We start from the raw sequence: 22,457 nt of genomic DNA, 5'->3' as shown, positions 1-22,457 counted from the left end.
GACGCTGTACTGTCCGGACTCCTCCAAGCCATCCTTCCCGACCCGGCGCTGCGCGGCGTTGTCGAGCGCGCCGGCGCCCCGCTGCTCGAACTGCAAGGCGCTGTCGCCGTACGACAGCTCGTGGCCGCCGCGCTGGCCGAAGACCCCGAGCGCGGCGGCGCGGGCCGTCCGGTGCTGGCCGTCACCGCCACCGGGCGCGAGGCCGACGAGCTGACCGCGTCGCTCGGCGCGCTGCTCGGCCGCGAGCGGGTGGCCGACTTCCCGTCCTGGGAGACGCTGCCGCACGAGCGCCTTTCGCCGCGCGCGGACACCGTCGGGCGGCGGCTGGAAGTGCTGCACCGCCTGCACACGGGCGACGAAGAGCTGCGGGTCGTGGTCTCGACCGTGCGCAGCCTCATCCAGCCGATGGCCCCCGGCCTCGGCTCGCTCGCGCCGATCGACCTGGTCGTCGGCGAGGAACAGAGCTTCGAGGACCTGCTCGAACGGCTTGTCGAGCTGGCCTACACGCGCGTGGACATGGTCGAGAAGCGCGGCGAGTTCGCGGTCCGCGGCGGCATCCTCGACCTGTTCGGGCCCACCGCGCAGCATCCGGTCCGCGTCGAGTTCTGGGGCGACGAGGTCAGCGAGATCCGCGCGTTCGCGGTGTCGGACCAGCGATCGCTGCCCGGCGAGATCCAGCGGGTCACCGCGCCGCCGTGCCGCGAGCTGCTGCTCACGCCGGAGGTCAAGGCGCGCGCGGCCGAGCTGGCCACCACGTACGAGGCCGACGCGCACCTGGCCGAAATGCTCACCAAGCTGTCGGACGGCATCCCGGTCGAGGGCATGGAGGCGCTCATCCCGGTGCTCTGCGAGGGCGAGCTGGCCCTGCTCACCGACGCGATGCCGCGAGGCAGCCACGTGCTGCTGGCCGATCCGGAGAAGATCCGCGCCCGTGCCGCCGACCTCGTCCGCACCGGGCAGGAATTCCTCGAAGCCTCCTGGACCACCGCGGCGGCGGGCGGGCAGGCCCCGATCGACCTCGGCGCGTCGGCGTACCGCGATCTGTCCGAGATCGCCGCGCACGCGCAGGAAACCAAGCGCCCGTGGTGGACGCTCACCCAGCTGACCAGCGAAGACCCGGACGTCTACCGCGTCGGCGTCGAGCCGGCTCCCGCCTACCGGGGCGAGCTGGAACGCGCGATGACCGACCTGCGCGCACATATCGCGTCCGGCGGCACCGGCGTGCTCGTCGTCGCCGGGCAGGGCACCGCCAGCCGCGCGGTGGAACAGCTGATGGCGGCCGAGGTCCCGGCAAAACACGTCGAGCTGCTCTCCGAGGTGCCGTCGGCCGGAGTCGTCACGGTCACCTGCGGCGGGCTCGCGGAGGGTTTCGTCTCGCCGGAGCGCGCGCTCGTGGTGCTGTCGGAGGCCGATCTGACCGGCCGAGGCGCCACCGCTGGATCGTCCACAAAGGACTTGAACACGAAGATGCCGTCGCGCCGCCGGGGCGCGGTCGACCCGCTGGCGCTCAAGGCGGGCGACTACGTGGTGCACGACCAGCACGGCATCGGCCGGTTCGTGGAAATGGTGCAGCGCACAGTCGCCGGAGCGACCCGCGAGTACCTGCTGCTGGAGTACGCCTCGTCCAAGCGCGGCCAGCCCGGCGACCGGCTGTTCGTGCCCACCGACCAGCTCGACGAGGTGTCCCGCTACGTCGGCGGCGAACTGCCCACGCTCAACAAGCTCGGCGGCTCGGACTGGAAGAACACCAAGGCACGCGCCAAAAAGGCGGTCAAGGAGATCGCCGCCGAGCTGGTGCAGCTCTACGCCGCCCGCCAGGCCGCGCCGGGGCACGCGTTCGGCCCGGACACGCCGTGGCAGTCGGAGCTGGAAGACGCCTTCCCGTTCACCGAGACCAACGACCAGCTCGCGGCCATCGACGAGGTCAAATCGGACATGGAGCGCGGCGTCCCGATGGACCGGGTGATCTGCGGCGACGTCGGCTACGGCAAGACCGAGATCGCGGTGCGCGCGGCGTTCAAGGCGGTGCAGGACGGCAAGCAGGTGGCCGTGCTCGTGCCCACCACGCTGCTCGCGCAGCAGCACCTGAACACGTTCACCGAGCGCATGCGGTCGTTCCCGGTCACCATTAAGGGCCTTTCCCGGTTCACGCACAAGGCCGAATCGGACCGGGTCCTCGAACAGCTCGCCGACGGCGAGGTCGACATCGTCATCGGCACGCACCGGCTGCTGCAGACCGGCATCCGCTACAAGGACCTCGGCCTCGTGATCGTCGACGAGGAACAGCGGTTCGGCGTGGAGCACAAGGAACACATCAAGGCGCTGCGCACGCACGTCGACGTGCTCACCATGTCGGCGACCCCGATCCCGCGCACGCTGGAGATGTCGCTGGCCGGCATCCGCGAGATGTCGACCATCCTCACCCCGCCGGAAGACCGGCACCCGATTCTGACTTATGTCGGCGCGTACGACGACAAGCAGGTCGGTGCCGCGGTCCGGCGCGAGCTGCTGCGCGACGGCCAGGTGTTCTACGTGCACAACCGGGTTTCGTCGATCGAGAAGGCGGCGAAACGGATCCGCGAGCTGGTGCCGGAGGCGCGCGTCGTCACCGCGCACGGGCAGATGAACGAGGACAAGCTCGAAAAGATCATCCAGGGTTTCTGGGAGAACGAGTACGACGTCCTCGTCTGCACCACGATCGTCGAGACCGGCCTGGACATCTCCAACGCCAACACGCTGATCGTGGAACGCGGCGACATGCTCGGCCTCGCGCAGCTGCACCAGCTGCGCGGCCGGGTCGGGCGCGGCCGCGAGCGGGGGTACGCGTACTTCCTGTACCCGCCGGAAGCGCCGCTCACCGAGACCGCGCACGACCGGCTCGCCACCATCGCGCAGAACACTGAACTCGGCGCGGGCATGGCAGTCGCGATGAAGGACCTGGAAATCCGCGGCGCGGGCAACATCCTCGGCGCGGAGCAGTCCGGGCACATCGCGGGCGTCGGGTTCGACCTGTACGTCCGGCTCGTCGGCGAAGCGGTCGAGGCGTTCCGGCGGCACGCGGGCGCGGAGCCGGCGGAGGACGAGGAACTGGCCGAAGTCCGCGTCGACCTTCCAGTGGATGCGCACATCCCGCACGACTACGTCCCCGGCGAACGGCTGCGGCTGGAGGCGTATCGCAAGATCGCGTCGGCCCCGGACACCGCGGCACTCGACGCGGTGCGCGAGGAACTCGTCGACCGCTACGGCCAGCCGCCCGCCCCGGTCACCCGGCTGCTCGCGGTCGCGGCTTTCCGGCACGCCTGCCGTGCCGCTGGCGTCACCGAGGTCGCGGCGCAGGGCAACACGATCCGGTTCGCGCCGCTGCCGTTGATGGACTCGCAGCTGGTGCGGCTGAAACGCTTGTACCCCAAGGCGGTCTACAAGGCGATCACCAACACGGTGTCGGTGCCGAAGCCGACCGAAGGCCCGGCGGGCGGCCGGATGGGCGCGCCGGTGCTGCGGGATCAGGAACTGCTCGACTGGTGCACGAAGCTGCTGTCCCAGTTGACGAAAACCCCGGCGGCGGTGTGAGGCGATGCGGAGGAACTAGCGACGCTGCCGCAAGGAATCGGTGACGGCCTGGGCGGCGCTTGTCAGTGGCGAACGCGTCCGCTCAGCCCGCCGGGCAGACCTCGAATCCCGGCGGTTCCGCGGTAGCCAGCCGTAACGACACTTCCTCCTCCGGCGTCGGCAGCGCACCGCAGCCGGACATCGGCAACGGCCGGGGACGGCGCGGTACCCGGGCTCCCGAACCGCCGCCGCGTCCCGGGTACAGCAGCAGGCCGCGTTCCGGATCCGGCACCGCGTCGAGCGCACCGGTCACTGCGGGCAGCCCTCGGAAGCGATCTCGTTTCTCTGCCGAGGAAAACTCGATCTCCAGCGTGACGCCCCAGCGGTGGACGTGCCACGTCCACTGTTCGGCGCCGTTGGTCAGCGCGGCCTCGGTCAGGCGGTCGCCGTGAGCGCGTTGCCACGCGCTCGCCGCGAAGGCCCCGTCGAGGACTTCGATCGACAACCAAGAGTCCATATGTCGACAATAGCCCGCTGAATGCCTCGATGGTGTTGCGTTTCGAGGGCATGTGAGAGGGTAGGGCCTGTGATGCGGATCATGGGGCGCCGCCGTGCGCTGGGCGCCGTTCTCGCCGGAGCTTTCCTTCTCGCCGGATGCGGTACCGGTCCCAGTCAGGTGGGCACCGCCGCGGTCGTCGACGGTCAGGTCACCACCATCGACCAGGTTCAGGCGCTGCTCGACCGCGCCGTGCAGGAACAGCCGTACGCCCGGCAGCTCGCCGCGCGGCATCAGCTCGACCTTGTCGGGCGGGAGATCGTCCGGCAGGCGCTGCTGCACGAGGTCGTCGTGAAGGCCGCGCGGAAGGAAGGCATCTCCGTCGACGAGGCCACCGTCACTGAGGCCATGCAACAGGATCCGCTCTCGACGCCGGTGCCCGAGGCCGTCACGCAGGACCAGTCGGCGGGCGTCACCCAGCTCGTCTGGCGGCTGCGCGATCACCGCGAAGCCATCACTGATCAGTACTTGCAGCAGCGGATCGCGCTGAAGTACCTGCCGACGCTGTCGGTGAACTTCGACTACACCAGCATCGGTGCGCCGACCTCGGAGAGCCAGGCCCCGTCGATCGACCCGAAGGCCGCGCGCAGCCAGGCCATCGCCAAGGCCGAGGAGTACGCCGGCAACCCGGGCAAGATCCAGGCCGACATTCAGGGCGGCGCGCAGGGCAACGTGGGCCAGCAGGCTCCCGCCCTGTCGTCGCCGCAGGACGCCGCGACCGTGCTGTTCGGCGTGCCCGCGAACACCGCCATCGCGTTCCAGCCGAACCCGGCGAGCGCGCCGACCTGGTGGGTCACCGCCGTGGTGCGGAAGCGGTCGACGGACTCGAAGGTCGCCACCGACCAGGTCCAGCAGCCCACCGCGGCTCAGCTGGGTGCCATCGGCGTGCGGATGCTCCAGCCGTATGTTGGGAATGTGGACTTCAAGATCAACCCGCGCTACGGCGTGTGGGACCCGGTCGGCATGAACCTCGCGCCCAGCGCGGCCGAGGTCACGGGCGTGGCGGTACCGCTGCGCGGCGGTGCTCCGGCGAAGCAGTGACCGGCACCGTAATCCTGGTCCGGGGCGCGACCCTGCCCGCGGCCGCGCTGCCGGTTTTGCGCACCGCTGCCGTGTATGCCGCGACTGACGTCGACCCCGAGCAGTTCGGCGTCCCGCCGGTAGGCCAGTCCTACGCGGACATCGCACTGCTCGCCGCGTCCCGCACGGAACCGACCGCGGCCGCGATGCTCGCCGCCGGTGCGCGGCTGATCGAAACCCCCGTGCCGCCGCTCGTCGAAGCGGTCGAGGTCATGGACCGCCTGCGCTCCCCGGGCGGCTGCCCCTGGGACGCCCGGCAGACGCACGAATCCCTGCGGCAGTACCTGGTCGAGGAAACGTACGAACTGCTGGAAGCCATCGAGGACAACGACCGTGCCGCGTTGCGCGAGGAACTGGGCGACGTGCTGCTGCAGGTCCTGTTCCATGCCCGGGTGGCCGCCGAACACGGCCGCGCCCCGTTCACCATCGACGACGTAGCCAGCGACCTGGTGGACAAACTGGTCGGCCGCCACCCGAACGTCTTCGCCGACGCGGCCCGGATCGCCTCGGCCGAGCACCAGGAACTCAAATGGGAAGAGCTGAAGCAGGCCGAGAAACAGCGTAAGTCCATTGTGGACGGTGTGGCGCTGGGCCAGCCCGCGGTCGCGCTCGCCGGAAAACTGGGCCAGCGCAGCGGCCGCGCCGGGATCCCGCTGGACCTGTTCCCGCAGGACTCCTCAGCCCCCGCCCAGCTGTTCCGAACGGCGGCGACCGCCCGCCGGGGAGGCTTGGACCCGGAGGGTGAGCTGCGGGCGGTGGCGAAGCAATTCGCCCGCGACATCCGGGCGGCGGAGACGGCGGCGCGTAAGGCTGGGGTGGAACCGTCGACGCTGGAGGCTGAGGGGTGGCGGAAGTTCTGGCCTTCGGCTTGAGCCGGTTTCAGTCCGTGCGGCTCGTGGCTGTGGTTCCGGGGGCGGCGGAGGTTCCGGTTTTCGGGCTGGGTTAGTCGCTGCGTTGCTCGGGCTTTTGGGGGCTGGCGGTGGCTCCATCCTCCGGTTTGAGTCGGCCCGTGGGGCTGGTGGCCGTGGTTCCGGCGAGGCGAAGATTCCGGTTCTCGAGCTGGGCTAGTTTGCTGTGCTGCTTGGGCTTCTGTGTTGGGCTGGCGGTAGCTTCAGCCTCCGGTTTGAGGTGTTCCGGCCTGCGGCTGATGGCCCTGGTTCCGAGGGGGCGGAGAGTCCAGCTCCCGAGCCAAGTTCGTTTGCTGCACTGCTCGGGTTTTTGTGGCGCACCTCGGTTGGCGGCTTGCGGGAGTTCAAACCGCCCCTGCGCGGATTCTGTTGCGCTGCTTGCCTTCTTGGGCCGTCCAGAGCCCTCACTCTGTCACCGCCGCTCTTTCATGGAGCGCTCGGGCACCGCGCGCATTCCCCGGGCTGCTGCGCGCTTCGTGCATCTTCGGCACTCATGCTTCCCCGCCGAACCACCCTTGCCCCCACTCCTGGCCGCCTGGAACCGCTCGCACCCCCGAGCCAGCCCCGCAACCACACCCCCGCCCGGCACCCACCACCCTCGCCCGATCGACGGGCCCTTCCCCATCCGCCCGCACCCCCGCCGTCCCCCGGGCACGATTGCGCCCGGCAGCCGAACCACCCCGGCTCCCAAGATGTGACCCAGATCACTTAATTTTGAGAACCGGAAGCGCGGAGGTGGCGTCTTGCCGGGTGTGAAGCACAAGCCACCCAGGGAGCCGGACGAGGAACACCTCCTCCGGCGCACCGCCCGCGGTGACCGTGCGGCGTTCGAAGAGCTTTACCGCCGCACGTCGCCGTGGCTCGCGATTCGCCTGCGTCGCCGCTGCTCCGATGACCAGATCGTCGCGGAGGTGATGCAGGAGACCTATCTCGCCGTGTGGCGTGCCGCGGGTTCGTTCGCGGGCGTCGTCACCGGCGGCTCTGCCGTGGGCTGGGTGTGGACGATCGCGGTGCGGCGGCTCATCGACGCGTACCGGCGGCGTGCGCATCACGCGCATCCGCCGCCCGGGGTGCACGAGTCGTTGTCCGCGCCCGCCGCCGAGGAGGAGGCGCTGGCGGGCACGGTCGGCGATTCGGTGGGCACCGCCTTGCGCAGTCTCGCGCCGGAGCTGCGCGAGGTGCTGCAAGCCATGGTGCTCGACGGATTGTCGGTCCGGGAGACCGCGATCCTGCTGGGCCTGCCGGAGGGCACGGTCAAAACTCGGGCTCGCCGTGCCCGGATCGCGATGCGGGAGGCGTTGTCGTGAACGCGCCGAGGAACCAGGACTGTCTGAAGGAGGTCAAGCCATGAACCACGTGTCCGACCGGATGCTCGCCGGCTACGTCGCCGGTCGCGAACTGCCAGGGGACGAGGCATGGGCGATCGAGGGGCACCTGGAGAAATGCGCGCACTGCCGGGCTCGGCTCGCCGGTGCGTCCACCGCTGAGGTAGCCGGTCTGGTCGACACCGTGTGGGCTGGTCTGGAGCCGGAGTTCGCCCACGCGGCACAACCGGTGCCGCGCCGCGCCGCGAGGTGGCTGCATTGCTGGGCGACCCCGGTGATGGTGCCGTGGCTGCTGATGGTCCTGGTGGTCGGTGCGCTGTCGATCTACCTCGACCGGTCGCTTCGCGAGGGGCTGTCGTTCGTGCAGCTGCTTTCCCCGGTGCTGCCGGTATTCGGGGTGGCGGCGGCGTGGTCCCGCGGGCTGGACCCGTCGTACGAACTCACCGCGGCCACTCCGCGCGCCGGTCTGGAGCTGATCTTGCGACGGACCACAGCGGTTGTCGTGCCGACATTGGCGGTGCTGTTCCTCGCGGGCTGGCTGGTCGGCGCGCAACTGGGGTTCGGGCTGTTGCCGAGTCTCGCGTTCACCACGGGCACTCTCGCGCTCGGCACGTTCATCGGCGTCGCCTGGGCGGCGTCGATCCTGATCGGCCTGTGGCTCGGTGCGCTGGTGGTGCCGAGCGTCGCGTTCGGCGGCTCGGCCCTGCTGGAGACCGCTACCTGGCCGGGCTGGCTCGCGGCCGCTGCCGTCGCGGCGGTGTTCGTAGTGCTTCGCCGGAACACCTTCACGCAGCTTGCTGTGCAGCACTGACGGAAACGAGAGGGGAAACCGATGCGGGCTGTGGAAGCCTCCGAAGTCGCTCCGGCGACCTACGCCTGGGAAATCCAGGCACAAGGACTGAAAGTGCGGGTCGGGCGCAAGCGGATGGCGGTCGACGGCCTCGACCTCGCGCTCGGCACGGGGGTGCACGGGCTGCTCGGCCCGAACGGCGCGGGCAAGACCACCTTGATCCGCACCTTGGCCACGGTGCTGCGGCCGACGGAAGGCAAGCTGGCGCTGCTCGGCGAGCCGATCGGGGGACGCTTCGACCAGCGCGCCCTGCGCCGCCGGATCGGGTATCTGCCGCAAATCTTCGGGTACTACAAGCGGTTCACCGTCCGCGAGTTCGTCGAATACCTGGCGTGGCTCAAGGAAATGCCCAAACAGGAGGTGCCGGGCGCGGTGCAGCGCGCGATCGAGCGGGTCGGTCTCGCCGATCGGGCCGAGGACAAAATGAAGACGCTGTCCGGCGGCATGGTCCGCCGGGTCGGCATCGCGCAGGCGATCGTGAACGATCCGGCGCTCCTGCTGCTCGACGAACCCACCGCCGGGCTCGATCCCGCGCAGCGGCTGAGGTTCCGGGAACTGCTGCAGGAAATCGGCAGGGACGCGTGCGTCGTCGTGTCCACCCATCTGGTCGAAGACGTCGCCGCGGCGTGCTCGGACGTCGTCCTGTTCGCCGCCGGGAAGCTGGTTTTCCAAGGCACCCCGGGCGATCTGGCGGCGGCGGGCAGCGAGGCGGACGTCGGCGACAGCCCGATCGAGCGCGGCTATTCGGCGCTGCTCGGTCACGCGCAGGGGAGGGGAGCCTGGTGATGCGCCCGTTCCGGATCGAACTCCGGCGCACCGTCGCCCCCTGGGTGCCGGTCGCGATGCTGGCGGTGAGTCTGGGGTTGCTCCTGTTCTCGCGCGGACAGTGGAGCGACGGCTCCGCGGCCTGGAACGAGACGTGGCTGACCGCGGTGCGGTGGCCGCGCTATCTGCTGGTGCTGATGTGGCCGATCATCGTCGGGGCCGCAGCTATCCAGGGCATGCGGGACGTCCGCGCCGGAGTCAGCGAGCTGCTTCAGTCCACGCCCCGGCCAGCCGGACAACGGGCCACGACGCTCGTGGCCGCCGTCGGGTTCACCGCAGCGGCGGGGTACTTGGTGCTCGTCGCCGTCGGGGTCGGGCAGGTCGTGGCGAAGGACGGGCTGTTCACCACCGCCTGGGTTTCGCAGCTAGTGCTCGGCGTGCTGTCCGTGCTCGCCGGGGTGGCACTCGGGCTCGGCCTCGGGCGGCTGCTGCCCTATCCGATCACCGCTCCAGCGCTGGCCGTGCTCGCCCTGATCGGCGGCTTCTTCGCTCAAGTGTCGGGGGTGAACGGAGGAGCGCCGAACGCGGTCGTGCTGCTGGGGATCGGGCAAGTGCAGCCGCACGGGCCGTTCGACCTGCCTCGGCCGGCGGTGGAGATCGGGCAGCTGAGCTGGTTGCTCGGGCTCACCGCCGCCGGAGTCGTGTTGCTGCTGGCAAGTTCGGTGCGGACCAAGGTGCTCGCGCTGCTTCCGGTGGCGGCCGGGCTGGCGGTGGCGTTGCCGCTCTTCCCAGCCGCGTCGGAGAACAACTACGTCCTGGACAAAACAGCAGTCGCTCTCGTCTGCGACGGTCCGGTGTGCGTCACGCGACTGCACCAGGATTGGTTGTCCACTGTGGCCGGTCCTGGCAAGGAAGCCTTGCGGCGGTTGGAAAAGCTTCCGCAACATCCAGTCCGGGTCGAGGAACCGACGGAGCCGTTCCGGAACACCAAGGTCGGCCCGCGAGATCCGTCCCGGGTGCTGCTTCAGCAGGACGACTATGCGCTGCAAAACAAAAGCGGTCCCGGCCTCACCGCGACGCTGCTTCGCGGTGCCGGGACGTTGCCGTGCCACGCGTCGTCTTACGGCGGGGAGCGAAACGACCGGGAGGACGCCGCGCGCTGGGTCATGGCGCAGTGGCTGATCGGTTCGTACTCGCCGCCTCCACGCGCGGAGTTTCAGACCTGGGCGGCCCCGGCGTGGGCGGCCTTGAAGGCAGCGCCGGAGGCGGAGCAGACCGCCCGGATCGCCGCGGCTCGGCAACTGGAGTTGAGCTGCACTGGTGACCCGTTGAAGGTCCTCAGTCAGGGGGCGCGCTAATGCGGTGGATAGCGCTGTACGCGCGTTCGCGCCACCTCGCCGTGGCATTGGTCGCGGTGTTGCTCTGCGCCGCCGTTTTCCCGCCGTTGCTGGGCGGCCACTGGTCGGCACTCACCCTCGGCGCGGCGGTCGCGGTAGCGGGCGTGGGCCTCAGCGGACAGGACATCGATCTGGACCGCACGGCCTCCTTCCGCTGGCCGCCCCGGCGGCTGGTGCACCTCCTGGCGATCGGCGCGGTGGCGGGTGGAACGATGCTTGCCGCACAAGGCCTTGCAGACCACCAGATGGACGCCGCCTGGATCCTCCGCACCGCGGCCGGGCTTCTCGGTCTCACTGGTCTGGCGGCCGCGTGGTTCGGCGGCCAGTTCGGCTGGACACTGCCGATGGGCTGGGCGATGACGTCGGTGTTCGTCCCGAGAATGGCTGGTCAGGTCTACGGCGTCGTCGCCTGGCCGATGGCGACGGCGGACTCCGCTGCGGCGTGGTGGACGGCCGGATTGTTGTTCCTGGCGGGAACGGCGGCGTACACGGTGGCGGGTGCCCGTCGATGAGCCAGCGGACCGGCAAGCCAGGCGCAGCCCCGTCCCTCCCCCGGGCAGGGGCGGGACCACGGCCCGGCCTGGCTTCAGACGTTCCGGTTGTTCGGCTTCGTCTCCAGCGGTTCGCGGTCGGGGTCGTCGATGCCGAAGCTGATGATGCGTTGCGGGTAAATGCGGATGACGGCACCGTCGAGGTGGCCGTCGGAGGCGAAGGCGTCCGGCACGGCTTCCGCCCGGCCCCGGATTTCCAGGCAGCGGACGCGCATCGGCTCCGTCGAAGGCTGGTCGTCGATCACGATGGCGACGTTGCCGTTGGCCTCGACGTTGCGGTACTTCCGGCTTTTCGTCAGGTGGTACCCGGTCACGTCGATGGTCCGCGTCTCCGGGTTCCAGGCGAACGCGACCGGGCTGACCTGCAGGGTTCCGTTCGGTTGTTGCGTGGCCACGCGGGCGAGAGGCTGGGTGGCCAGGTAGTCGAGTTCCGCTTCGGTGAACATGCACCTACCGTGCAAGTTCAAGCTTGCTTGAAGTCAAGCGCACGCGGGGAATCACGTGCTCGGCGAACCGCCGCATCTCCGCTTCGAAGGGCTGGAATTGCAGCATAAACGTTTCGATCCCCAGGTCAGCCCACTCGCGGATGCGCTGTGCGACGGTGTCGTAGCTGCCCACCAGACCGGCCGCGGTGCCGCCGTTCGTGCCGATGTGCGGGTACTTCGCGAACGTCTGGAACATCACCGCTTTCGGATCGGCGTCCGCGACCAGTGCTTCCCATCGCGCCTTGCCCGCCTCGGCCAGCTCCCACAACGCCGCCAGTTCCGCTTCCGCCTCGGCGTCGGTTTCGCGGGCCACCACGAACGCGGACAGTCCAAAGCGGACCGGAGCACCGGCGCGCGGGCGGGCGGCGACGTCCTCGATCAGCCGGGCGACGTTCTCCTTCGGCTGCCCGTTGATGAACCACACGTCGGCCTTGTCCGCCACCAGCGCTCGCGCCGGGTCCGATTCGCCGCCGACGTACACGGTCGGCGACGAACCAGCAGGCCGCAGCTGGTACCCGTCGACCTGGAAATGCTTGCCCTCGAACGAAACCCGTTCCCCGGCCAGCAACCCGCGCACCACACTGATCCATTCGCGGCCGTACTCGTAACGTTCGTCGTGCTCGGCGAACGGAATGCCTGCCCGCTCCAGCTCCGGCTTGTACCAGGCGTTGACCAGGTTCAGCCCGAACCGGCCGCCGCTGATTTCCTGGATCTGCAGCGCCTGTTTGGCCAGCACCACCGGGTGCACGAGATACGGCTTGATCGCCGCGATGATCTCGATCCGTTCGGTGAGCGCGGCGAGCGCCGCCGCGGACGTCCACGTCTCCAGCTGGTCCAGTTCGTCGCCGAACGGGTTCACCACGTGCTGCGCGATGAGCGTCGAATCGAAGCCGAGCCGGTCGGCCTCGACGATCAGCCGCCGGTTGCGCTCCCAGCTCGCGTCCACCGGGTCGTCCGGATGGTCGAAGGGACCCCACGACCCGTAAACGACCGCCCACACCCCGAACCGCGGCTGTGCCACAGCGACCACGACCGAACTCCTCACCTCGCGCGGATGAACGCGGTCACCGTCGCTTGCCCGGCAGGCGACGGCAACCGGTCCCACGCAGTGGCGGGGCGGGGAGATTTGTACTGGTCAGGCGAAGAGCCCGTCACCCCAGTTGCTGGTCGGCGTGAGGCCCGGCGGGATCGCGAAGTGCGCGGAACCGGTGTGCTGCAGGTACTCCATCATCGCGTCCTTCGACGACAGCACCTGCTGCATCGGGACGTACTGCGTGCGGGTGTCCCGGTTGAACGCCAGGAAGAACAGCCCCGCCTCGAGGTGCCCGACGCCGTCGGAGCCGTCGACGAAGTTGTAGCCGCGGCGCAGGATCTGCACGCCCTTGCGCGTCTGGCGCGAGGCCAGCCGGATGTGCGCGTCCTCGGCGATCAGCGGGGTGCCGCCCGCGCCGCCGACCTGCAGGTCGACCTGGTCGAACTCGCCGGTCTGCCCGAGCGGCGCGCCGGTTCCCTTGGTGCGCCCGACAATCTGCTCTTGCCCGGCGAGCGTCTCGCGGTCCCAGGTTTCGATGTGCATCCGGATCCGGCGCGCCACCAGGTAGGTGCCGCCGGCCATCCACGCCTGTCCGTCGCCGGCCTGCGCCCACACCTGGTCGCGGAGCACGTCGGTGTCCTCGGCCTTGATGTTGTTGGTGCCGTCCTTGAAGCCGAACAGGTTGCGCGGCGTCTGCTGCGAGCGCGACGTCGACGAACTGCGCCCGAACCCGAGCTGAGACCAGCGCACCTCGGTGACGCCGAAGCCCAGCCGCACCAGGTTGCGCACCGCGTGCACCGCGACCTGCGGATCGTTCGCGCAGGCCTGGATGCACAGGTCGCCGCCGCTGCGGGCCGGGTCGAGCTTGTCCTTCGGGAACGACGGCAGGTCGATCAGCTGCGGCGGACGTTTCTCGGCGAGGCCGAACCGGTCGTCGAACAGGGAGGGGCCGAAGCCGATCGTCAGCGTCAGGTCGGAGGCGGGCAGGTCGAGCGCCTCGCCGGTGTCGTCCGGCGGGGCCTGCGCGGACCCGCCCACCGCGCCGTTCGGGCCGACGTCCTGCCCGGCCGTCATCCGCCGTGCCGCGGCCGTCCAGGTGCGCAGCAGTTCGCGGAGCTTCTTGGCGTCCTTCGTGGTCACGTCGAGCGCGGCGAAGTGCAGGTTCTGCTGCGTCGGCGTGACGATCCCGGCCTGGTGCTCGCCATGGAAGTCCACAGTGGACACCGCGGCCGAGGCGGAGCTGCCGCCGCCGAGCCGGTCGATGCCGACCCCGGCCGCCGCGCCCGCGCCTGCCAGCGCGACCCCCGCGCCGGCCAGCCCGAACAGCTTCCGGCGGGAAACCTGGGTTCCCTCCGTCGTCTCGGCCTGCGAGGTCATTTGGCCACGACCTCCGCGACCTTGCTGAGCGGCTCGCTCAGCGCGTCGACCGCCGAGGCGAACGCCTTGATCTGGTCCTGGGAGAGCTCGTTGTAGTACTTGAAACCGTCCCCGGAGCGGGTCTTGTCGAGCAGCGCCTGCACGTTCGCGAACTGCTTGTCCAAAGTGGACACCAGGGCCGCGTCGCGCTCCTGGAGGATCGGCCGCAGCGCGGCGATCGCGCCCTTCGAGCCGTCCAGGTTGGCCTGGAAGTCCCACAGGTCGGTGTGCGAGAAGGTCTCCTCCTCGCCGGTGATCTTGCCGGTGGCGACCTCGTCCATCAGGCCCTTCGCGCCGTTGGCCAGGTCCAGCACGCTCAGCTGCAGCGCCTTCGCCTTGGCGACGAGCGATTTCACGTCGGTGAGCAGCTTGTCCGCGATCTGCGGGCTGTCCGGCTTCAGCCCGGTGGTCCACAGGTCCTTCTCCAGCCGGTGGAAGCCGGTGAACTGCTTGCCGGGTTCGAGGTCGGCCTCGCGCGCGTCGATGGCCGGGTCGAGGTCGCCGAACTTCTCCGCGACCGGCTCGATCCGCTCGTAGAAGGCGCGGGTGCGCGCGTACCCGGCCTTCGCCTCGTCGACCTTGCCCGCCTTGACCGCGGCGGCGAACTTGGCGGTTTCGGTCTCCAGCGCCGCGCTGTTGTTCTCGACGTAGGTCGCGTAACTCTTGGTGGCAGCGGCTTTCTGCGCGCTGGCGTTGTTCTGGCTCTGCGCGCCGCCGGTGACGGTGAAGTCGCCGCGGATGCCGTTGCCGACCATGCCCGGCTTGCACGCGGTCTGGTACTTGCCCGCGTCCGGGACCTCGACGATGAGCCGCCGGTTCAGCCCCGGCGCGATGTTCTCGACCTCGCCCATGATCCGGTCGCCCTCGGCGTAGAGGTAGAACTCGGTGACCTTGCTGCCCTTGTTGGCGATCTCGAAGGTCAGGTTGCCCGCGGCGGCGGTCGTGGCCGACACGGAGCACGCGGTGTCGGACGCCTCGACCTTGATCGGCCCGCCCGAGGCCGCACCCGAAGGCCCGGACGCGGAATTCGTGCTGTCGCAGGCGGTCAGCGCGACGAGGGCGCCGAGGCCGGTGAGCACAGCCGTCGAGGTTTTGCGGAACTGGGGCACTGTCACTCCTTGGCAGCGGCCGGGGCGGCCGGAGCCGCCTCGGTCTTGTTCTTGCGGGCAGGCTTGAGGAACAGCGGAAGCACGATCGCCACGTAGGCGACCCACGCGATCGCTTGCAGCACAGTGGTTTGCTGCGAATAGTTGAAGATCCCCTTGAGCAGCGCGCCGTACCAGGAGGTTTCCGGCAGCGTGCTCGACGCGTCGAAGGCGAGCGTGGTCAGACCGGGAAGGAACCCGGCTTCCTGCAGGTCGTGCAGGCCGTAGCCGAGAACACCGGCGGCGACGAACACCAGCAGCACCCCGGTGATCGTGAAGAACTTCGCCAGGTTGAACCGCACCGCGCCGCGGTAGAGCAGGTAGGCCAGCACGATCGCGGCGGCGATGCCGATCACGAACCCGATCAGCGGCTGCAAGGTGTCGGACTGCGCGGTCTGCACGGCCGAGTAGAAGAACACGGCGGTTTCGAGCCCTTCGCGGCCCACCGCGAGGAACGACAGCAGCAGCACCGCGGCCGGACCGACCTTGAGCGCGTCCTCCATCTTGCCGCGCAGCTCGGCCGCGATGTGCCGGGAAGCCTTGCGCATCCAGAAGATCATCGCGGTGACGAAGACGACCGCGACAATGGAAAGACTTCCGCCGAGCAGTTCCTGATGCTCGAAACTCAGCTGCGCCGTGCTGTAGGTGAGGATCGCCCCGACGCCGACCGACAGCAGCACCGCCGCGCCGACCCCGGGCCACACGAACCGCAGCGCGTGCTTGCGTTCGGTCTTGACCAGGAAGGCGACCAGGATGCTCACCACGAGAGCGGCTTCGAGCCCTTCGCGCAGCCCGATGAGCGCGCTGGAAAACACCACTGTTCAGCCCTCCTTCGACTACCTGACCTGATGGTTTTAGGTAAGGCTTGCCTGTAAGTCCAGAGGGAGGTCCGCGGAACGGGCCCGGCAAAATACGCAAAACGGCGTTCTGTACGGAGTTAGGTTAGGGTAACCGCAGGTCAGCGCGTCGCCGAAAGGTCACGTAACGAATTGTGTGACCTGGGCGGCTGAGGCGTCGAGTTAACCATCCGCTTGCCATTCGCCCAGTCCAGCGTCCCACTGCCGGGTTCATCAGTAACCTGTCCGGGTGGCCGATACCACTCAGCCGACCATTACGCCGTCTCCGGCGAGTCCGCCGCGCCGCTACCCGAGCCGAATCGCCTTCGCGCTGGGGCTGGTGCTGACCGGGGTCGTGCTGGTGGTGACCATCGGGATCCAGAATCCGAACCCGCCCGCCCCTCCCGCCGCGGCCGCTCCGCCGCCGGGCTCGGCGAAATCGGAACCGCGCCCGCAGCCCGGCGTCGAAGCCCCGCGGGTCGGGTTGGCCGCACCGCCGGACCGCCCGCTCGTGTCCGACCAAGCGGAACTGGACGCGTGGGCGACCCGGGTCTCCGGAAAGACTCGGTTGGACGCGCGGGTGCTCGCCGCGTACGGGCGCGCGGAAATGTGGATGCAGCGGCAGAAACCGTCGTGCCACCTGTCGTGGGCGACCCTCGCGGCGATCGGGAACCTGGCGTTCGGAACGGAAAAGCCCGGCCCCGACGGCACCATGACGGTGGACCCCGATCGAGCGGAAGGCCCGGACACCGACGAAGGAAAACTCGACGGCGACCGCACCGCGGACCATCGGGTCGGTCCGCTGCGGATCATGCCGTCCGCTTGGCACAAACACGCCCAACGAGCGAACGGCGACGGCAAACCGGCCGACCCCCGCAACCTCGACGACGCGGCCTTCACCACGGCCCGCTACCTCTGCTCCGGCAACGACGACCTGGGCACTCCGGCGGGCTGGTGGAAAGCGATGCTGTTCTACAACCCGGCGGTGAACTACGTGCAGGATGTGTTCACCGCGGCGGATTCGTATGCGGCGGCGAGCGTGGCGCCCTGAGCGGAGGTTCTTCGCCGAGCCGGGACGCGTCGCGGGCTGTGCGGCGGTTTCTCGTTGGGGCCAGCGGATCGTGGGCGGATGGTCACGGAATCCGGAGGGGGCTGGCCGGTGGGCTGGTGGCCGGTCGGCGGGTTGGCCGGGCTGGTTCACGGTCGATGGGCTGGTGGCCGGTCGGCGGGTTGGCCGGGCCGGTTCACAGTCGGTGGGCTGGCTGGATTCGCCGGTCGGCAGGTTGGCCGGTTGGCTCACCGATAGGTGGACTGGCCGGTTGGCCGGTTAGCGGGGTGGCTGGATCGGCGCACGGTCGGTCGGCTGGATCGGCTCGTGGTCTGTCGGCGACTTGGCCGGGCCCAGCTGGCTAGCGGCAGCGGCTGCCTCGGTGTTCGGCTGCGGCTGGTGTGCCGTGTGACTGGCCTTGGCGATGGGCAGCCAGCGATGTCCCGTCCGGCCGGTGCGGCGGTGTCGGCGTGGTTCGCGGCCGCTCGGCGTGGTGCACCGATCCGGTTCGGTCAATGGCCGACGCGGCTGGCCGGTCTGATTCCGGCCGGTGCGCAACCGGCGTGGCGTCCCAGCTTGACCAGCTGGGACGGTCGTCTCAGTTCGTTCAGCGGTCGGCTGAGTCCCGATCCGGCTTGGGCGGGCGGTCCCCGAGCCGGTCACCCCGCAGCGTGGTTTCTCAGCCTGGTCCGATTCCGGTGAGCGGCCGGATCCGCGGCCTGCTGCCAGTCCGGCCAGCGGGTCTGCAACGTCCCGATCCGGCCCGGTCTGCGTTCAGCAGCCAGCAGTCCGTGGGCGGTCAGTGGGTCGTCAGCGCAGCGCTCACTCGCACCGGCTTCTGCGGCAGAGCCTCGGCGCGCACCGGCTGCTTGCGGGGCTGGACCGGGTGGCGTTCGTTCAGTGCCACGAGCGTCGGAGCCAGCGCCATCAGCACCAGCACGATCAGCCCGGCGGTCGCTCCGATCACGGTCAGCGCGGTCATGTCGGCCTCCTCTAATCGCTCTCTGTGATGACACCAAGGATCGCTCTTCGGCCGGTCTCCCCGGATCGGCCGACCGGCCGAGCCGCGTCGCCGGATGGCCAGGCTTCCCCGCTGCCCTGTTCACTTCAGAAGACGCGCCGGGACCGTGCTGGATCCCGCGGTTGCCCGAGAATGCCTCCGCGGGTGCACGTTCGGAACAGTCGGGCTCAGCGGTCGCTGAGCGTGATCCTGGCCCTGACCTCGCTGATCGCTTCGAGATACTCCGGCACCGGGTTCATCGCCGAGGCCATCCGCAATTGTGCGAGCGCCTCGGCCAAACGGCCGAGGCGCTGGAGGGTGCGGCCGAGCACGAACCGGGCGTAATGATCGGTGGGGTCCAGCTCCAGTACGCGGGTGAACGCGCGTTCGGCGCGGCGCAGCTGGGCGGAGTGGAAGTACGCGCGCCCGGCGAGCAGTTGCACGCTCGGCTTGTCCGGCTCGTCGTCGAGCAGGGGTTCCAGCTCTTTGAGCGCGTCGAGGGGACGTCGCCGCGCGACCAGATGCTCGGCGTTGCGAAACCTGCGGAAGCGCGATTCGCCGTCGGGTTCGGGGGCTGCTGCGGCGTCCGTCATGGTCGCTTCACGATACCGGCGCGGAGGGCGTTGCACGAGCGGCAGAGGAGTCGTGATGAACTGTTCCGCCATGAGCAGCGATCAGGAACCCGGCTACGTGGGACTGGCGCCGTACCTCTACTACAGCGATGCGACAGCCGCGCTCGCGTGGCTGACCAGGGTGTTCGGCTTCACCGAAGAAGTCCGCTTCGAGGACGGCGCCGGCGAGGTCTTCCAGGCGACGCTCCGCGCGGGCGACGCGCGCCTTCAGCTGGCCGGGGTCGGTCCCGAATACTGGGAGGCCAAGGGGGTCGAAGGGCCGGTCGGGCAGTTGAACGTGGTGTACGTGACCGACGTCGACGCGCAGCACGAGCGAGTATCCGCGGCGCTCGGGGAGGACGCCGCGCCGGAGCCGCCGCAGGACCAGCCTTACGGTGCGCGGATCTTCACCGTGGCTGATCCCGGCGGCAACAGCTGGACGTTTTGGCAGCAGGTGACCGATCAGGTCGAGCTGCCGTCGGGGTGGCGCGAAGTCCGGCCGGAGGACCAGGCCGAGAGCGAGACCGGCGAAGTGCCCGGCTGAGCTGGAGAACACGCAGCGGAACGGCCCGGCACCGGCCTGGCCTCCAACGGGTGAACCCGCTGGGCGGTTACTCTGGGCGGCGTCACCGCAGGCACGACCCACCAAGGAGCAGAGCGTGGCTCTCATCGAGCAGGTAGGCGCGCGCGAGATTCTCGATTCGCGCGGGAACCCGACCGTCGAGGTGGAGGTGGCGCTCGACGACGGCACCCTGGCTCGGGCGGCGGTGCCGTCCGGGGCGTCGACCGGCGAACACGAGGCTGTCGAGCTGCGCGACGGGGACACCGGCCGCTACAACGGCAAGGGCGTGGAGCGCGCGGTCGCCGCGGTGCTCGACGAGATCGGGCCGGACCTGGTCGGCGTCGACGCGGTCGACCAGCGGATCGTCGACCAGAAGCTGGTGGACCTCGACGGCACGCCGGCGAAGTCGCGGCTGGGCGCGAACGCCATCCTCGGCGTTTCGCTTGCCGTCGCGAAGGCCGCCGCGGAATCGTCCGAGCTGGAACTGTTCCGCTACCTGGGCGGGCCGAACGCGCACGTGCTGCCGGTGCCGATGCTGAACATTCTCAACGGCGGTGCGCACGCCGACACCGACGTCGACATCCAGGAATTCATGATCGCGCCGATCGGCGCGGAGTCGTTCCGCGAGGCGCTGCGCTGGGGCACCGAGGTGTACCACGCGCTGAAGTCCGTGCTGAAGGGCCGCGGCCTGGCCACCGGCCTCGGCGACGAGGGCGGTTTCGCGCCGAGCCTCGCCAACAACCGCGAGGCGCTCGACCTGATCCTCGCCGCGATCGAGAAGGCGGGTTACGTCCCGGGCCGGGACGTCGCGCTCGCGCTGGACGTCGCCGCGACCGAGTTTTACTCAGACGGCGCCTACACCTTCGAGGGCTCGAAGCGCAGCGCGGAGCAGATGTCCGCGTACTACGGCGAACTGCTGCGCGACTACCCGCTGGTCTCCATCGAGGACCCGCTGAGCGAGGACGACTGGGACGGCTGGGTCCAGCTGACCTCCGAGATCGGCGACAAGATCCAGCTCGTCGGCGACGACCTGTTCGTCACCAACCCGGACCGGCTCGAGGAAGGCATCACCCGCCGCGCGGCGAACGCGCTGCTGGTGAAGGTCAACCAGATCGGCACCCTGTCGGAGACGCTGGACGCGGTGTCGCTGGCCACGTCCTACGGTTATAAGTCGATGATGAGCCACCGGTCCGGCGAGACCGAGGACACCTTCATCGCCGACCTCGCGGTCGCCACCGGCGTCGGCCAGATCAAGACCGGCGCCCCGGCGCGCGGCGAGCGGATCGCGAAGTACAACCAGCTCCTGCGCATCGAGGAAACCCTCGCGGACGCCGCGCGCTACGCCGGCGACCTCGCCTTCCCGCGGTTCAGCGCGGAGGCCTGAGGGGCACATGGCCGACCGGGGGAGGGCGCGCAGCCGCCGCGGCGGCCGGGCCGCGGGAAGCGGGTCCAGCAGGGCCCGCCGTCCCGCCTCGGCCCGGCGCCGCACCGGCGCGGGCACGACGGAGACGACCAGGGCCCGGCTGCGCCGCGGCCTGGCGGCGAAACGCGCCTCCGGTGCGGCCAAGGTGCTCGGCATGTCGACCACCCGGCGCGCCGCCGTGGTGGCGATCGTGGTGTGCGCGCTGGCGTTCACCGTCGCGGTCCCGTTGCGCACCTACCTTTCCCAGCGGTCCGAGGTCCGGGACCAGGAAGCGCAGCTCGCCCAGCTCCAGCGCGAGGTCGCCCAGCTGCGCGACCGCAAAGCCCAGCTGAGCGACCCGGCCCAGATCGAGGCGGAAGCCCGCCGCCGGCTCCGGTACGTGAAGCCGGGCGAGACGCCGTGGATGGTCCAGCTGCCGGAGGACCAGCCTGGTTCGCCGACGGCTGCGCAGCCGGGGCAGCAGCCTGCTCCGCAGGCGCCTTGGTACGAGAACCTTTGGGCGCAGGTTGCCGGGGGTTGAGGTTTCTGGCTGGGGCGGATCGCTGGGTTGACTCCCGGTTTCCGGATGGGTCGGATTGTCGGCTGGGCGAGGTTCTGGCTGGGCGGGACCGGTGACTTGGCCAGTTTTCCGGATGGGCGCGACCGCTGGCTGGGCGAGGTTTCCGGCAGGGGCGGGATCGTGGCTGGGCGAGGTTTCTGGTCGGGCGGGACCGTCGTCCGGGCGAGGTTTCTGGTTGGGCCGGATCGTCGGCCGGGTGAGGTTTCCGGCTGAGTGGGATTGTCGGTTGAGCGCGGTTGATGGCGGGCGCGACTTCGGCTGGTTCAGGTTGGTGGCCGGGTGTCCTCCTGGCTGGGTGAGGTTCCATAGTCGGGCAAGGTTGCGGCCAATCGAGGCGCTGGCTGGTTCCGGTGAGATCGCTGGCTGAGTGAGGTCCTCTTCCATCGAGGTTGCTGGACGGGTGCGATTCCTGGCTGGGCTCCGTCCTGGCCGGATCGCTAGCTGGTCTCAGGCAACGGTTGGCTCGCGGTGGTTTAGCGCGGTTGGGTCTTTAAGCACGCTCTTTAATTTCGTGGGTATCGGGTGGTTCTCGCGGCTGGGCGGGCGCAGATCTGCGTGCAGCGCCTGAGAGTCGGAACCTCGCTCAGTGTGAAGCGTTCATCGGAATTCTGTTTTCCTGGCTCGGCTGACCTTCCTTTCTGACGTTGGGATTTGCCGGTGCGCGGCTGGGGGTTTTCGCGGCGGAGCTTCGACTGCCTTCCACGTTAACCACACCGCAAGGTCCGCGGAGGCGGCTGCGGGGAGTTGTCCACGCGGTGTGCGGGTTGTGGACAACTCGGCCGTTTCGGCGGAGGTCGCGAGGGGTCCGGCGGGCGGCGGCATTAGCCTGGAGAGCGTGAACAGCAGCACGGAGACACCCCGATTCGAGCCCGTCACCGATGCCGACCGGGAGGTCATCGCGCAGCAGCTCGGACGGCCGCCGCGGGCCTTGCGGGCGGTGGCCGCGCGGTGCCCCAGCGGGCATCCTTCGGTGGTCCAGACCAGTCCGCGGTTGGAGAACGGAACGCCGTTCCCGACGTTGTATTACTTGACCTGCCCGCGGTTGACGTCGATGGTGGGCACGCTGGAGGCGTCCGGCGTGATGAAAGAGATGACCGAACGGCTCACCACCGATCCCGAACTCGCGGCGGCGTATCAGCGCACGCACGAGACGTACCTCGCGGAGCGGGACGCCATCGAGTCGCTCGGCACGCAGGTCACCGCGGGCGGGATGCCGGGACGGGTGAAGTGCCTGCACGTCCACCTCGCGCACACGCTCGCAGCCGGTCCCGGGGTGAACCCGTTCGGCGACGAGACTCTCGCCTGGGTCCGCGAACAGGGCTGGCCGACGGGCGACTGCGCCGGGTAACGCTCCGGTC

At 69.8% G+C, this 22,457-nt stretch carries 21 protein-coding genes; 13 read left to right on the top strand and 8 right to left on the bottom strand.

Annotation, left to right across the window (positions count from 1 at the left end; translation table 11 throughout):
* The first annotated feature begins 9 nt into the window (after window positions 1–9).
* A complete protein-coding gene (gene mfd / locus ACWGIC_RS16920; protein WP_452076883.1) occupies window positions 10–3,570 on the top strand; it encodes a transcription-repair coupling factor in 3,561 nt (1,186 codons plus the stop codon).
* An 82-nt stretch (window positions 3,571–3,652) separates the two neighbouring features.
* Here the strand turns inward: mfd and ACWGIC_RS16915 are convergent, their stop codons facing one another.
* Window positions 3,653–4,066, bottom strand: a complete 414-nt coding sequence (locus tag ACWGIC_RS16915) for a hypothetical protein (RefSeq protein WP_452076858.1) — start codon at window positions 4,064–4,066, stop codon at window positions 3,653–3,655.
* Window positions 4,067–4,147: 81 nt separating this feature from the next.
* Here ACWGIC_RS16915 and ACWGIC_RS16910 point away from each other — a divergent pair, with 81 nt between their 5' ends.
* The 7 genes from ACWGIC_RS16910 (at window position 4,148) to ACWGIC_RS16880 (ending at window position 10,942) form a co-directional block, all read left to right on the top strand.
* Window positions 4,148–5,146: a hypothetical protein gene (locus ACWGIC_RS16910; protein WP_452076857.1), complete on the top strand. Its 999-nt coding sequence runs from the start codon at window positions 4,148–4,150 to the stop codon at window positions 5,144–5,146.
* Complete coding sequence (locus ACWGIC_RS16905; RefSeq protein ID WP_452076856.1) at window positions 5,143–6,057, top strand: MazG family protein; 915 nt, start codon at window positions 5,143–5,145, stop codon at window positions 6,055–6,057. Before ACWGIC_RS16910 ends, ACWGIC_RS16905 begins: the two co-directional genes overlap by 4 nt.
* Window positions 6,058–6,845: 788 nt before the next feature.
* Window positions 6,846–7,400 carry an RNA polymerase sigma factor gene (locus tag ACWGIC_RS16900; RefSeq protein WP_452076882.1) on the top strand — a complete coding sequence of 185 codons (555 nt, stop codon included), beginning with the start codon at window positions 6,846–6,848 and terminating at the stop codon, window positions 7,398–7,400.
* A 40-nt stretch (window positions 7,401–7,440) separates the two neighbouring features.
* Window positions 7,441–8,229: a zf-HC2 domain-containing protein gene (locus tag ACWGIC_RS16895; RefSeq protein WP_452076855.1), complete on the top strand. Its 789-nt coding sequence runs from the start codon at window positions 7,441–7,443 to the stop codon at window positions 8,227–8,229.
* Between the two features lie 21 nt (window positions 8,230–8,250).
* Window positions 8,251–9,054, top strand: coding sequence for an ABC transporter ATP-binding protein (locus tag ACWGIC_RS16890; RefSeq protein WP_452076854.1), 804 nt, complete (start codon window positions 8,251–8,253; stop codon window positions 9,052–9,054).
* Window positions 9,054–10,391 carry a hypothetical protein gene (locus ACWGIC_RS16885; RefSeq protein ID WP_452076853.1) on the top strand — a complete coding sequence of 446 codons (1,338 nt, stop codon included), beginning with the start codon at window positions 9,054–9,056 and terminating at the stop codon, window positions 10,389–10,391. Before ACWGIC_RS16890 ends, ACWGIC_RS16885 begins: the two co-directional genes overlap by 1 nt.
* Window positions 10,391–10,942, top strand: a complete 552-nt coding sequence (locus ACWGIC_RS16880; protein ID WP_452076852.1) for a hypothetical protein — start codon at window positions 10,391–10,393, stop codon at window positions 10,940–10,942. The genes ACWGIC_RS16885 and ACWGIC_RS16880 overlap by 1 nt, the downstream gene beginning before the upstream one ends.
* A 74-nt stretch (window positions 10,943–11,016) precedes the next feature.
* Here ACWGIC_RS16880 and ACWGIC_RS16875 read toward each other — a convergent pair whose 3' ends face one another.
* The 5 genes from ACWGIC_RS16875 to efeU all read right to left on the bottom strand — a co-directional run bounded on the left by ACWGIC_RS16875 (window position 11,017) and on the right by efeU (window position 15,878).
* The gene (locus ACWGIC_RS16875) at window positions 11,017–11,427 is read right to left on the bottom strand and encodes a PPOX class F420-dependent oxidoreductase (protein ID WP_452076851.1); all 411 of its coding nucleotides are present in this window, start codon (window positions 11,425–11,427) and stop codon (window positions 11,017–11,019) included.
* Between the two features lie 4 nt (window positions 11,428–11,431).
* Window positions 11,432–12,496 carry an LLM class flavin-dependent oxidoreductase gene (locus ACWGIC_RS16870; protein ID WP_452076850.1) on the bottom strand — a complete coding sequence of 355 codons (1,065 nt, stop codon included), beginning with the start codon at window positions 12,494–12,496 and terminating at the stop codon, window positions 11,432–11,434.
* Between the two features lie 105 nt (window positions 12,497–12,601).
* Window positions 12,602–13,876, bottom strand: coding sequence for an iron uptake transporter deferrochelatase/peroxidase subunit (gene efeB / locus ACWGIC_RS16865; protein ID WP_452076849.1), 1,275 nt, complete (start codon window positions 13,874–13,876; stop codon window positions 12,602–12,604).
* Window positions 13,873–15,024 (bottom strand): iron uptake system protein EfeO, encoded by a 1,152-nt coding sequence (gene efeO / locus ACWGIC_RS16860; RefSeq protein ID WP_452076848.1) that lies wholly within the window; start codon window positions 15,022–15,024, stop codon window positions 13,873–13,875. The genes efeB and efeO overlap by 4 nt, the downstream gene beginning before the upstream one ends.
* Window positions 15,025–15,026: 2 nt before the next feature.
* A complete protein-coding gene (efeU, locus tag ACWGIC_RS16855) occupies window positions 15,027–15,878 on the bottom strand; it encodes an iron uptake transporter permease EfeU (RefSeq protein ID WP_452076847.1) in 852 nt (283 codons plus the stop codon).
* 268 nt (window positions 15,879–16,146) lie between these two features.
* Between efeU and ACWGIC_RS16850 the strand changes: the two genes are divergently transcribed.
* Entirely contained in the window at window positions 16,147–16,947 is an 801-nt protein-coding gene (locus tag ACWGIC_RS16850; protein ID WP_452076846.1) for a murein transglycosylase, read from the top strand.
* Window positions 16,948–17,743: 796 nt separating this feature from the next.
* Here ACWGIC_RS16850 and ACWGIC_RS16845 read toward each other — a convergent pair.
* Together ACWGIC_RS16845 and ACWGIC_RS16840 are read right to left on the bottom strand one after the other, a co-directional pair.
* Window positions 17,744–17,926 (bottom strand): hypothetical protein, encoded by a 183-nt coding sequence (locus tag ACWGIC_RS16845; RefSeq protein WP_452076845.1) that lies wholly within the window; start codon window positions 17,924–17,926, stop codon window positions 17,744–17,746.
* 206 nt (window positions 17,927–18,132) lie between these two features.
* A complete protein-coding gene (locus tag ACWGIC_RS16840) occupies window positions 18,133–18,537 on the bottom strand; it encodes a tetratricopeptide repeat protein (RefSeq protein WP_452076844.1) in 405 nt (134 codons plus the stop codon).
* Between the two features lie 70 nt (window positions 18,538–18,607).
* On the opposite strand from ACWGIC_RS16840, the gene ACWGIC_RS16835 reads away from it, so the two are divergent.
* The 4 genes from ACWGIC_RS16835 (at window position 18,608) to ACWGIC_RS16820 (ending at window position 22,447) form a co-directional block, all read left to right on the top strand.
* The gene (locus ACWGIC_RS16835) at window positions 18,608–19,099 is read left to right on the top strand and encodes a VOC family protein (protein WP_452076843.1); all 492 of its coding nucleotides are present in this window, start codon (window positions 18,608–18,610) and stop codon (window positions 19,097–19,099) included.
* Window positions 19,100–19,214: 115 nt separating this feature from the next.
* Window positions 19,215–20,501, top strand: a complete 1,287-nt coding sequence (gene eno / locus ACWGIC_RS16830; RefSeq protein ID WP_452076842.1) for a phosphopyruvate hydratase — start codon at window positions 19,215–19,217, stop codon at window positions 20,499–20,501.
* A gap of 193 nt (window positions 20,502–20,694) precedes the next feature.
* Window positions 20,695–21,060, top strand: a complete 366-nt coding sequence (locus ACWGIC_RS16825) for a septum formation initiator family protein (protein WP_452076881.1) — start codon at window positions 20,695–20,697, stop codon at window positions 21,058–21,060.
* An 865-nt stretch (window positions 21,061–21,925) separates the two neighbouring features.
* The gene (locus tag ACWGIC_RS16820; protein ID WP_183124805.1) at window positions 21,926–22,447 is read left to right on the top strand and encodes a DUF501 domain-containing protein; all 522 of its coding nucleotides are present in this window, start codon (window positions 21,926–21,928) and stop codon (window positions 22,445–22,447) included.
* Window positions 22,448–22,457 lie beyond the last annotated feature (10 nt).

The sequence above is a fragment of the Amycolatopsis sp. NPDC054798 genome, from assembly GCF_053611505.1.
This window is presented reverse-complemented; position numbering and strand designations above follow the sequence as displayed.

Bases quoted from the DNA above. Each gene is read 5' to 3' on its own strand.
- ACWGIC_RS16915 (WP_452076858.1), bottom strand. From the start codon at position 4,066: ATGGACTCTTGGTTGTCGATCGAAGTCCTCGACGGGGCCTTCGCGGCG.
- ACWGIC_RS16910 (WP_452076857.1), top strand. From the start codon at position 4,148: ATGGGGCGCCGCCGTGCGCTGGGCGCCGTTCTCGCCGGAGCTTTCCTT.
- ACWGIC_RS16895 (WP_452076855.1), top strand. From the start codon at position 7,441: ATGAACCACGTGTCCGACCGGATGCTCGCCGGCTACGTCGCCGGTCGC.
- ACWGIC_RS16890 (WP_452076854.1), top strand. From the start codon at position 8,251: ATGCGGGCTGTGGAAGCCTCCGAAGTCGCTCCGGCGACCTACGCCTGG.
- ACWGIC_RS16885 (WP_452076853.1), top strand. From the start codon at position 9,054: ATGCGCCCGTTCCGGATCGAACTCCGGCGCACCGTCGCCCCCTGGGTG.
- ACWGIC_RS16880 (WP_452076852.1), top strand. From the start codon at position 10,391: ATGCGGTGGATAGCGCTGTACGCGCGTTCGCGCCACCTCGCCGTGGCA.
- ACWGIC_RS16875 (WP_452076851.1), bottom strand. From the start codon at position 11,427: ATGTTCACCGAAGCGGAACTCGACTACCTGGCCACCCAGCCTCTCGCC.
- efeB (WP_452076849.1), bottom strand. From the start codon at position 13,876: ATGACCTCGCAGGCCGAGACGACGGAGGGAACCCAGGTTTCCCGCCGG.
- ACWGIC_RS16845 (WP_452076845.1), bottom strand. From the start codon at position 17,926: ATGACCGCGCTGACCGTGATCGGAGCGACCGCCGGGCTGATCGTGCTG.
- ACWGIC_RS16840 (WP_452076844.1), bottom strand. From the start codon at position 18,537: ATGACGGACGCCGCAGCAGCCCCCGAACCCGACGGCGAATCGCGCTTC.
- ACWGIC_RS16835 (WP_452076843.1), top strand. From the start codon at position 18,608: ATGAGCAGCGATCAGGAACCCGGCTACGTGGGACTGGCGCCGTACCTC.
- ACWGIC_RS16825 (WP_452076881.1), top strand. From the start codon at position 20,695: ATGTCGACCACCCGGCGCGCCGCCGTGGTGGCGATCGTGGTGTGCGCG.